The 10,670-nt window shown below is 71.8% G+C and carries 9 protein-coding genes (1 of these 9 cut by a window edge); 2 read left to right on the top strand and 7 right to left on the bottom strand.

Annotated elements, in window-relative coordinates; genetic code table 11:
- The 7 genes from DA075_RS26160 to DA075_RS26130 all read right to left on the bottom strand — a co-directional run.
- Positions 1-315 carry the 5' portion of a biliverdin-producing heme oxygenase gene (locus DA075_RS26160; RefSeq protein WP_099955722.1) on the bottom strand. Its footprint begins 309 nt before the window's first position, so the window shows 315 of its 624 coding nt (coding positions 1-315); it begins with the start codon at positions 313-315; its stop codon lies beyond the left edge, outside the window.
- Positions 312-2,906: a histidine kinase dimerization/phosphoacceptor domain -containing protein gene (locus DA075_RS26155; RefSeq protein ID WP_244936341.1), complete on the bottom strand. Its 2,595-nt coding sequence runs from the start codon at positions 2,904-2,906 to the stop codon at positions 312-314. Before DA075_RS26155 ends, DA075_RS26160 begins: the two co-directional genes overlap by 4 nt.
- A gap of 125 nt (positions 2,907-3,031) precedes the next feature.
- A complete protein-coding gene (locus DA075_RS26150; RefSeq protein ID WP_099955721.1) occupies positions 3,032-4,453 on the bottom strand; it encodes a dihydrolipoyl dehydrogenase in 1,422 nt (473 codons plus the stop codon).
- 151 nt (positions 4,454-4,604) lie between these two features.
- Positions 4,605-5,285 carry a guanylate kinase gene (gene gmk, locus DA075_RS26145; protein ID WP_174800123.1) on the bottom strand — a complete coding sequence of 227 codons (681 nt, stop codon included), beginning with the start codon at positions 5,283-5,285 and terminating at the stop codon, positions 4,605-4,607.
- A gap of 153 nt (positions 5,286-5,438) precedes the next feature.
- The gene (locus DA075_RS26140; protein WP_099955719.1) at positions 5,439-6,314 is read right to left on the bottom strand and encodes a YicC/YloC family endoribonuclease; all 876 of its coding nucleotides are present in this window, start codon (positions 6,312-6,314) and stop codon (positions 5,439-5,441) included.
- Between the two features lie 110 nt (positions 6,315-6,424).
- Entirely contained in the window at positions 6,425-7,822 is a 1,398-nt protein-coding gene (gene mltG / locus DA075_RS26135; RefSeq protein ID WP_099955718.1) for an endolytic transglycosylase MltG, read from the bottom strand.
- 398 nt (positions 7,823-8,220) lie between these two features.
- Positions 8,221-8,541: a PilZ domain-containing protein gene (locus tag DA075_RS26130; protein ID WP_099955717.1), complete on the bottom strand. Its 321-nt coding sequence runs from the start codon at positions 8,539-8,541 to the stop codon at positions 8,221-8,223.
- Positions 8,542-8,734: 193 nt separating this feature from the next.
- Between DA075_RS26130 and DA075_RS26125 the strand changes: the two genes are divergently transcribed.
- Positions 8,735-9,286, top strand: coding sequence for a hypothetical protein (locus DA075_RS26125; protein ID WP_232387106.1), 552 nt, complete (start codon positions 8,735-8,737; stop codon positions 9,284-9,286).
- A 154-nt stretch (positions 9,287-9,440) separates the two neighbouring features.
- A complete protein-coding gene (locus tag DA075_RS26120) occupies positions 9,441-10,670 on the top strand; it encodes a DUF1217 domain-containing protein (protein WP_099955716.1) in 1,230 nt (409 codons plus the stop codon).

Below are 10,670 nucleotides of genomic sequence, written 5' to 3'. Positions count from 1 at the left end.
GCCGAAGGCCTCGTCCCGGTCGCGAGGCGGGGCGAGGCGCGGACGCGGCAGCGCCTGGATCGCCGCGTCGTCGAGGCCGAGGAACCGCAGGTCGGCGGCGAGATGCGCGAGGCGCCGTCGCGGATCGAAGAAGGCGGGCTCATCAAGCTTGCCGCCGAGGGCCGGCTCCAGGGCTGCGTGGAAGCCCCAGAACCGGGCGAGGAGCGCACGGTAGCCATCGCGCGTGGCGACGCGGGTCTCCCAGGCGAGGTCACGCTCGATCGCGTCGTGCGCGGCCCGCGTCTCCGCGCGCAGGCGCTCCAGGATGTCGCTCACGCCGTGACCGTGAAGCAGGCGCCGGGACGGTTCTCCACCTCCAGCCGGGCGTTGATCTGGTCGAGCATCGCCCGGATCAGCTTCATGCCGAGGCCGGTGCCCCGGGCCGGAGCGTCGGGCCAGTCGATCGGCAGGCCCTTGCCGTCGTCGCAGACGGAGAGCCGGATCCGTCCTTCGGTCTCGCCGGAGACACAGACCGCGACGCGTCCGCCCGCCTCCGCGAAGGCGTACTTGAACGCGTTGGTGATCAGCTCCGTCGCGATCAGGGAGAGCGCCACCGCCTTGCGGTAGGGGACCATCAGCCCGGGCTCGGCCTCGAGATCGACCGCGTGCCCCTCCCCCGCCATGCCGGCGAGGTCGACGCAGAGATTCTCGATCGTCTGGCCGAGATCGACCTCCTCGACGCTCTCGGCCTGGTAGAGGCTGTCATGGACCCGCGCCACGCTCATCACCCGGGCCGCGGTCTCGGCGAAGGCAGCCTGAGAGTCCGGATCGGTCACCTGGCGACGCTGCATCTGCAGGAAGGCCGAGACGATCTGGAGCGAGTTCTTGACCCGGTGATCGATCTCGCGGGTCAGCAGGTCCTTCTGGATGAGCAGGCGCTCCTTGTCGGCGAGCAGCCCGGTCAGCTCGGTGATCTTGCGCTGCTGGCGCAGGACGACGCCCTCCACCGCCTGGGCCAGGGCCTCGGCGATGCCGACCTGCCAGGGCGCGAAGGGCTCCGAGACGCCGCGGCGCTCCTCGATCCAGCGCTCGAACGAGCGCCGGGGCAGCACCGCCACCGGCCCGCTGCCGGCGAGAACCGGCTTTCGCGGGTCGCCGCCCCAGGTGACGGTGCTCGGCACCTCGGGCCGAAACCACAGGAGCAGGTGACGCCGCTCGGAATCGACGAAGACGGCAAGCAGGCCGCTGGCGCATTCGGCGAAGGGCGCGATCGGCGGGTGGGCGGCGGCGAATTCCGCCGTGGCGTAGCTGGCGCGGTCCGCCGGCAGGGTGGCGCGCAGCCAGGCGGCGATCGCCAGGATCGCGTCGGGCGGCGGGGTCTGGCCGAGGCTGCGCACCGCACCGTCCGAGACGGTCGCGGCGCCGCGGGCATCGAACAGGTCGAGGAGGGTGTGGGCGTTCTCGGTCAGCGCGCTGACGAAGTCGTCGGAGCGGGCGAGCTCGCGCACCAGCTCGCTCTCCAGCGCCAGGTGGGCCTGCTGCTCCTGCCACAGGCGCCGGCTCTCCAGCTCGTAGACCCGCATCGCGAAGGCGTCGGCGAGCACGGTGGCGGCGGCGCGGGTCTCGGGCGCAACGTAATGCGGCCGGCGGTGATGGCCGATCATCAGGCCCCAGAGCCGCCCTTCGATCAGGATCGAGATCGACATCGACCCGTTCACGCCGAGATTGCGCTGATACTCGAGGTGGATCGGCGACAGGCTGCGCGCCTGGGCGAAGGTGAGGTCGATGGGCGCGTTGGCGGAGGCGGGCGCCGCCACCAGAGGCACCGGCACGTAGTCGCGGTCGATGACGAAGCGGCTCTTGGAGCGGGTGTAGAGGGCGCGGGCCTGGGCCGGGATGTCGGAGGCCGGGAAGTGCAGCCCCAGCAGGCTGCGGGTCCAGGCCGGGTCCTTGTCCTCGGCGATGGCAGCGCCGTTCCAGTCCGAATCGAAGCGGTAGACCAGGATGCAGTCGAAGCCGGTCAGCGCCCGGGTCTCGCGGGCCGCGACAGCGGCGGCGGTCTCCAGCGTGTCGGCCCCGCGCAGGCGGCCGATGGCGAGCTCGGTGTCGAGCTGGCTCGCGGAGCGGAAATCCTCCGGATGGGCCGGCGCCAGTTCGAGTTCGACGATGATCCGGTCGCCGTTACGATGGGCCACCACCTCGACCGGCAGGCCGTCGGAGGAGGGCAACGCGATGCGTTGGCGCACGACGCGCCCCGGATCGACCGTCTCCCCCTGCAGGGTCTCGCGGATCCGATCGGCGAGACCCGCGCCGAGCAATGCGGCGAGGCCGAGGCCGAGGGGGTCCCGGTCGAGGGCGTCGCGGGCATTGCCGCTGCAGGCGACCACGGTCAGGGTGACGAGATCAGCCGCGACCAGCACGGCATGGGGCTGGATCGCCCCGGGAATGTGGATCGGTTCCTGCTCGCACAGGCGTGGATCCACCGGCTCGGCCCGCACCCGCCGGCTCACCGCCGTCTGGACCGCCTCGCGGCTATGCCCGTGCTCCAGCGTCTCGACGGGCTCGGTGACGATCCAGTAGCGATCGGGCGCGGCAGCCTGGCGCAGGGTGATCCTCACCTGCATCGGGCGCGGGTCGAAGCCGTAGACGAACGAGAAGGTGTGATCGAGGCGGCCCCGGCGCACGCCCTCGCGGAAGCGGCCGTAGAAATGCGGCAGATGGGTGCAGGGGGCGACGTCGGTGAAGAAGTTGCGGCCGATCACCCGGTCGGGCGAGCGGCCGGAGAATGCGCTCTCGCTCTGGTTGTAGAGATGGATGACGCCGCGTCCGTCGATCTGGATCACGCCCTGGCGCAGGCGATCGAGATCGTGCGGCGCGAGAGCGTCGAGATCGATCGTCGGAACCGTCGTCGGGTCGGGCAAGGTCACGGCGTATCCAGCGAATCGATGGCCCGGGAGGGCGGCGCCTCCGGCGACAGGTCACGCACCTTAGCGACTGCCGTCCCTGAACGGAACCTCAACGCGTGATTGACGCATGGTCTGCTGACGCTCCGTCACCGGGTACCGCCCGTCCGCTCGGCCACCGCCCGGACGGCGCTCTGCAACCCTTCCTCCAGGGTCGGATGATAGAAGGGCCGGTCGAGGAAGGTCGCGGCGGTCCAGCCCTGCTGGACGGCGACCGCCATCAGGTGGGCGAGGTGCTCGACCCCCGGCCCGACCATCGCAGCGCCGGTCAGCCGGCCGTCGGGCTCGGCATAGACCCGAATCAGGCCGGCGGCGCGGTCCATCGCACGGGCGCGGCCCTGATCGGCGAAGGAGGTCTCGCCGATGATCCAGTCGCGCGCCGCCTCCGCGTCGAACGCCCGACCGATCGCGGCGATCTGCGGGTCGGTGAAGACCAGCGCGAAGGCCGGCCAGGGCGGCGGCGCCTCGACCTGGGGAAAGCGCGCGGCATTGCCGCCCGCGATCCAGCCCTGGCGCTGCGCCTCGTGCAGCACCGGATGCTCCTGGTTGGCGTCGCCCGCGATGAAGATCGGGGCGGTGCCGCACTGGAGGGTGCGCGGGTTGAAGTCCGGCAGGCCGTCCTCGTCGAGGACGATCCCGGCGGCGTCGAGGCCGAGGTCTCGGAGGTTGGGCGGACGCCCTGCGGCGGCGAGCACGCGGGCAAAGGTGGCGCTTCCCTGCTCGCCCGACTCGAAGCGCCAGGTCAGCCGCATCCCGTCGCCGACGGACTCCGCCGTCTCGACGGTGGCGCCGAGGCAGAGATCGAACTCGGCGCCGATCAGCTCGGCGGCGCAGGCCGCGATCTTCGGGTCGCGGGCGCCGCCGACGGCACCGGCGGGATCCAGCAGCGTCACCCGCACGCCGAGGCGGGCGAGGCCCTGCGCCAATTCGAGCCCGACCGGACCGGCGCCCAGGACCGCGAGGGTCTCGGGCAGGGTCTCGATCTCGAACAAGGTATCGGTGGTGAGAACCTGAGCGGCGACCGGCCGCAGGGGTGGCGGCAGGCTTGGGGTCGAGCCGGTGGCGATCACCACCGCGCCGGCCGTGATCCGGGTGTGGTCGTCGACGAGGAGCGTGGTGGGATCGGCGAACCGGGCGGTGCCTGAGACGCGCAGCTCCGGCGGGATGCGGTCGAGCCCCTCGAAGACGGAGGCGACGAAATCGTCCCGGAGGCTGCGCACCCGCTGCATCACCGCCGCGCCATCGACCCGCACCGCGCCGGACGCGACGCCGAACGGCGCGGTTTCGCGCGCGTCGTGCGCGGCGCGGCCCGCCTCGATCAGGAGCTTGGACGGCATGCAGCCGACCCGGGCGCAAGTGGTGCCGCCGGGGCCGCGCTCGATCAGCACCGTGCGGGCACCGGCCTTGGCGGCCGCGGCATGGGCCGCGATCCCGGCCGAGCCGGCCCCGATGACCACCACGTCGCAAGCCAGGTCGCGGCAAGCCGGATCGCGGCGGGCCAGATCACGCATCGCTCACTTCCTCGCGCTGCCCGGCGCGGCACGAGGGCGACGTCGCGGGTTGAACCATCCGGCAACTTGCATCGTGGACGATTCGTTCCCGCGCGTCAGGATTTTGGCGGTATGCGCCCGGAATCCTGTCCCAGGATTCTCGGCTGGATCCTCAGCTCGCGGGACCTTGGCCCTCGGCGAGGAGGCCGCTCACGAAGCCGGCAAGGCCGACCTGGCGCTCGCGGCGCAGGTGCTCGGCGGCCAGGATGGCCTCCAGGGTCTTGAACGAGCGGTCGAGGTCGTCGTTGACCAGCACGTAATCGTATTCCGACCAGCGCTCGATCTCGGTGCGGGCGTTGAGCAGGCGGCGCTCGATGGTCTCGGCGGAATCCTCGGCCCGGCGCTCCAGGCGGCGGCGCAGCTCGGCCATGCTGGGCGGCAGGATGAAGATGGTGACGACGTCGTCGCGCAGTTTGCTGCGCACCTGCCGGGTGCCCTGGTAGTCGATGTCGAAGATCATGTCGCGGCCGGCCGCGAGCGCCTTCTCCACCGGGCCCCGGGGGGTGCCGTAATAATTGCCGTGCACCTCGGCCCATTCGAGCAGGTCGTCGCGCTCGCGCAAGCGCTCGAAGGCGTCGCGGTCGATGAAGCGGTAATGCTGGCCGTCGATCTCGGACGGGCGGCGCGCCCGGGTGGTGACCGAGACGGAGAGCTCGAGGCCCCATTCGGGCCGCTGGGCCAGCGCCCGGGTCAGGGTGGTCTTGCCGGCCCCCGAGGGCGAGGAGAGGATCAGCACCAGGCCCCGGCGCGCCACCGGTGCGGTCAGGAGTTCGGAGCCCATAGTCGCCACCATCGCGTTGATAATCCTATCGCCGGCACGGACGGGCGCGCCGTCCGTCGCGAGACCGGCCCTCCGCCGAGGCCTGATCCCTCAGACCCCTTCCAATGCCGCCGGCCCGGCGGGGGCGCAACCGGTGAGAGGCTGCGGGACGGGGACAAATATCCCCTATTCGACGTTCTGGACCTGCTCGCGGAACTGCTCGACCACCGCCTTGAGGTCGAGGCCGATGCGGGACAGCGACACGTCGTTGGCCTTGGCGCAGAGCGTGTTGGCCTCGCGGCCGAGTTCCTGGGCCAGGAAATCGAGCCGGCGCCCGACGGCGCCGCCGGCAGCGAGCAGGTCGCGCGCGGCGGCGAGATGCGCGCGCAGGCGGTCGATCTCCTCGCGCACGTCGGCCCGCGCGGCGAGCAGCACCGCCTCCTGGTGCAGGCGCGCCGGATCGAAGCTGCCGGCCTCCATCAGGGCGGCGACCTGCGCGGCGAGGCGCGCCTTCACCGCCTCCGGCCGGCGGGCCGGGCAGGCTTCCGCGGCCTCGACCAGATCCGCCATGGCGGCGAGCTGGCCTCCGACGATTCCCGCGAGCGCCCGGCCTTCCGCGCGGCGCCCCTCCGCCAGGGACTCGACCAGCCGAAGGGCGGCCGCCACGAGGTCCCGCCGGAGCGCCTCGTCGTCGGCCGCCGCCTCCTCGACCTCGACCACGCCGCGCAAGTTCAGGAGCCCGTCGACGGAGGGGAGCGTGATGCCGAGCGGCATCGGCACCCGGGTCACCGCCTCGGCGAGGGAAGCCAGCAGCGTCTCGTTGATGCGCACCCGCGGCGCGGCGTCCGCCCGCGACAGGGTGAGGGTGAGGTGGCACGTGCCGCGGCCGAGGCGCTTCTGCACCAGGGCCCGGGCCTCCTCGCCGACGGCATCGAGGCCGGAGGGAACACGAACCCGAACCTCCAGCCCACGGCCGTTGACGCTCTTGAGCTCCCAGGCCCAATGCGCGGGTCCGGTGGTTCCGACCTCGCGGGCGAAGCCGGTCATGCTGGCGATGGACATCGAGGCGCCCTAAGCAGGTTTCGCGGAAGCGGCCGCAGGTCTAGCGAAAACACCTGCGGCACAACAAGGATCTATGCGGGAGGTGCGTGAGCGCGCCAACGCGGCCCCGCTCAGGGGTTGCGCGACGCGGGCGCCGTCTTGGGCTGGGACAGGACCGGAACGGTCTTCGGCGAGTTCAGGTCGAAGGTCTTGTTGCGCAGGGGATCGCGGGCGGTCCCTTCCGAGGCGTCGAAGGCGCGCGAGCGGGCGCCCGGGCTCGTGTCGGCGCCGTCATAGGCGAGGGGCGCACCGGGCAGGCTGGTGCGGGAGGGCAACGCCGCCGGGTCGGCCTGCGGCGGCGGCTCGACCTTGTCGACGCCGACCGCCGAGCCCGGATCGGCGGCGGCCTTCGCCTTCTCGACCTGGCGCCAGCGTGCGACGTTGCGGTTATGCGCCTCCAGGGTCTCGGCGAAGACGTGGCCGCCGGTGCCGTCGGCGACGAAGTAGAGCTCCTTGGTGCGCGAGGGGTTCGCCACCGCCTCGAGCGCCGCGCGGCCCGGATTGGCGATCGGCCCCGGCGGCAGGCCCTCGATCGCGTAGGTGTTGTAGGGCGTCACCCGGTCGATCTCGGAGCGCAGGATGCCGCGCCCGAGGGTGCCGCGGCCGCCGACCAGGCCGTACACGATGGTCGGGTCGGATTGCAGGCGCATCCGCTTCTGCAGGCGGTTGACGAACACGCCGGCGACCCGCGGGCGCTCGTCGGCCCGGCCGGTCTCCTTCTCGACGATGGAGGCGAGCGTCACCATCTCCTGGGGCGTACGAACCGGCACGTCGGGCGAGCGGCGGGCCCAGATCTGGTTCAGCACCTCGCGCTGCTTGGTGCGCATCAGGTTGACGATCTTCTGGCGGGAATCGCCGCGCTCGAACTTGTAGGTGTCGGGAAGCAGCGAGCCCTCCGGCGGGGTCTCGTTGATGTCGCCGGTCAGGATGTCGTTGTCGTTGAGGCGGGCGACGATCTGCTCGCTCGTCAGGCCCTCCGGGAAGGTGATGGCGTGCTGCACCGGCCGGCCCTGGACCAGCACGTCGACCACGTCGTCGATGCTGGCATGGGCCTTGAAGCTGTACTCGCCGGCCTTGAGCGCTGCTTTTCGGCCGAAGCGGGCGGTGAGCTCGAACAGCATCGGATGCGCGATCACGCCCTCGCGCTGAAGCAGGTCCGCCATCTCGCCGACGCTGGAGCGGGGCACCACCACGACCTTGTCGGCCTGGAGCGGGCCGGCCTCGTTGGTCTGGCGCTCCAGCACCACGAGGCCCAGGATGGCGCCGAGGCCGAGGATCACGAACAGGGTCAGGAAGCCGCTCACCGCCGAGAGCAGGCCGCCGCGCTCGCGCACCGGCTTCTCGGGCGGCGGCGGGGCCGCGGTGGGCTTGATGGCCTCGCTCGGGCTGCGCGGGGCGAGCCGGTTCGGCGGGCTGACCGGCTCCGGCGCGCTCGGCGCCGGGTCCTGCGTCTTCGATCTGCGAAACATGGCGGTCCTGTCGTGGCGCGTCCGGGGAGCCGGCCGGTGGACGCGCGTGCTGGCCCGATGGGGCGGAAAGCGACCGAGACCCTAGCAAGTTTTATGGCGAAATGGAGCCGGCGCGCTCCGGAAGGCCACAGGCGGTCCGGCCGCCCGCATGAGTGATACCAACGGTCGCAAGAAAACGACCTCTGGTTCCGTTCACGAACTTTCGCCAAGCCCGAGGTTCCGGACGTCCGGGCCGGGCATCGACCCTTCGAGAGGGATCAACGACCTCGCCGATCCCGGGCGGGCCCGGGATCGAATCGGTGCATCAGCATCTCAGGCCGTCGGCATGAGGGGGATCAGGGAGGCGAAGGCACGACGCGATCGGGCTCCCTCACACCGACGGGCCATCCTCCCGGGCGTCACTCGACGTAGAACCCCGCCCCCTCGAACGTCACCCCGACGAAATCGCCACGGCGCCAGCGCAACCGCACCGTGACGGTGCGCAGGTCGTGGGCGGCGATGACGAGCGGGAACGTGTCGGGCAAGGCGATGCGGGCGGGGATGCGCAGCCGCGCCCCCGCGGTCGAGACGTCCGCGATCTCGCAGGCGACGGAGTGGTCGGGGCCGAGCACGATCCGCCCCTGCTGGATCAGGCGGCGGCGGCGGCCCGCGCGGGGGATCGGTGCGGAATCCCGGCCGTCACCGCCCTCGACGCCGTCGGTCTCCCGCAGATCGGTCATGGATTCCCCGCACCGGGCCCTGGCGCCCACCGGGCAACGCTTACGGCTTTCTCGGCGCGCCGGAAACCCGGTGCGCGCCGACGGTCCGGTTGCCTCCCGGGCCGTCCGGCCAGCCTCGGCGGCCCTGTTAACTGCACGTCAACCCTGTTCCTTCATTCCTCGTTAGCCATCAACCCTCGGATCCGTTCCGGCCATGCCCGCAGCCCCGGCCACACGCAAGCGCCCCTCCCTCCCCCCCGAGAGCCCGATCGCGGGCCTGATCGCCCGCCGCCGGGCCCGGGACGCGGCGACGGAGAAGGGCGTGTTCGGCGCCGCCATCCTGCTGGCGCTCACCGCCACCGGTTTCGCCGGCTATACCCTGTCGCAGCCGACCCGGCCCTACGACGTTCGGGAGGTGCTGCCGGCCCTGACCGCCCCCTTCACCTGGAAGCGGACGGTCGCCGAGGCGCGCGCCCCCGAGCCCGACCTCGATCCCCTGATCACCGGCTCGCTGGCGGAAGCGCCGGCGGCTCCCGCCACCGCTGCGGTCGCCACCCTTCCGGCGCAGACGGCGCGGCCGGCCTCGGGCTTCGCCCTGCGGCGCGCCTCGGCGGGCCAAGCCGTGGTGGAGGGACGCGACGGCCTGCACGAGGTCGGCGTCGGCTCCACCCTGCCGGGAGCCGGGCGGGTGCTGTCGATCCGCAGCACCAGCGCCGGCTGGATCGTCATCACCACCGAGACCATCATCGGGCCGACTCCGCTGTGACGGCGCGGCGGCAAGCGACAGGATTGCGGCAATCCTCAAGACTGCGGCAAGCCTCGAGCAAGCGTGGCCGCCTAGAGCGAATACCTCATCGGGGCACCATGCCGCTACGGCAGGCGGCCCCCTCCCACCGCGCCGACGGGCCGGAGACGAATCCGTGACCAGCACCCTGACGAGCTACACGCTCCTGTCGCGGAACCTCGCGACCTCGCTGCAGCGCAAGGGCGCCGAGCCGATCGTGGCGCGCGAGACCGCCTATTACCAGGCCAATATCGGCAAGGTGAAGTCGGTCGACGACCTCATGGCCGACCAGCGGCTCTACAGCTACGCGATGAAGGCCTTCGGCCTCGAGGACATGACCTACGCCAAGGCGTTCATGCGCAAGGTCCTGACCGAGGGCACGAGCAGCGCCGCCGCCTTCGCCAACCGCCTGGCGGACGACCGCTACGTCGCCTTCGCGAAGGCCTTCGACTTCGCGCCAGGCGCCACCGCCAAGGGCACCGACCCGGTGGTGGTGTCGTCGACCAAGCTCGACCCGGCAGGCAGCGCGAAGCTCTCCCTGCCCTACGCGCTCGCCACGTCCTACGACTTCACCGGCACCAACGAGGCGAGCTTCACCCTCTCCTCTCAGGTCGACGCGACCACGACGAAGAGCGCCACCATCGTCCTCAACCGGTCCACGCTCGCCGGCAAGGTCGCGAACCTCGCCAGCGTCACCCCGACCGAGATCGGCGCGGCGATCAACGACCAGATCATCGCCTCCGGCGCCGACGGGCTGACGGGCAAGGTCCAGGTCGGCATCGCTGCCGACGGCAGCCTGTTCTTCGAGACCACCGGCTACACGAATTACGGCCTCGACGGCGTGCCCGGCGGCACCGGCGTGGATGCCGACACCGTCTACCTCGCCGGCGGCACGAACCGCACCCTCACGGTGAACAACGCCACCCTGTCGGGTCCCGGCCAGACGGCCGTCGACATTGGCAACGGCACGGACCTCTCGCCGGGCGCCAACGTCAAGGGCGTGGTCGACGCCTACCTGCAGCAGAGCCTCGAATCCGATGCCGGTGCCGAGGATACCGGGGTGCGCCTCGCCCTCTACTTCGCCCGCAAGGCCCCGACGCTCAACAGCGGCTACGACGTCCTGAGCGATCCCGCCCTGACCCAGGTCTTCAACACGGTGATCGGCCTGCCGGCGACGAGCAGCGCCACCACCAACGACGCCCTGGCCGCGCGGGCGAGCCTCATCTCCCGCAAGGTCGATTTCGCGACCTTCCAGGATCCGGCCAAGGTCGAGGCCTTCGCCCGGCGCTTCGCGGCGATCTGGGACGCGCAGAACAACACCGCGACCGATCCGATCCTGGCGCTGTTCAGCAACGGACAGGCGTGA

This window comes from Methylobacterium currus (genome assembly GCF_003058325.1).
GTDB classification, from domain to species: domain Bacteria; phylum Pseudomonadota; class Alphaproteobacteria; order Rhizobiales; family Beijerinckiaceae; genus Methylobacterium; species Methylobacterium currus.
Note: the sequence above shows the minus strand (reverse complement) of the source record. Positions and strands in the feature narration are given on the sequence as shown.

Bases quoted from the DNA above. Each gene is read 5' to 3' on its own strand.
- DA075_RS26125 (WP_232387106.1), top strand. From the start codon at position 8,735: ATGCCCGCAGCCCCGGCCACACGCAAGCGCCCCTCCCTCCCCCCCGAG.
- DA075_RS26140 (WP_099955719.1), bottom strand. From the start codon at position 6,314: ATGTCCATCGCCAGCATGACCGGCTTCGCCCGCGAGGTCGGAACCACC.
- DA075_RS26130 (WP_099955717.1), bottom strand. From the start codon at position 8,541: ATGACCGATCTGCGGGAGACCGACGGCGTCGAGGGCGGTGACGGCCGG.
- mltG (WP_099955718.1), bottom strand. From the start codon at position 7,822: ATGTTTCGCAGATCGAAGACGCAGGACCCGGCGCCGAGCGCGCCGGAG.
- DA075_RS26150 (WP_099955721.1), bottom strand. From the start codon at position 4,453: ATGCGTGATCTGGCCCGCCGCGATCCGGCTTGCCGCGACCTGGCTTGC.
- gmk (WP_174800123.1), bottom strand. From the start codon at position 5,285: ATGGTGGCGACTATGGGCTCCGAACTCCTGACCGCACCGGTGGCGCGC.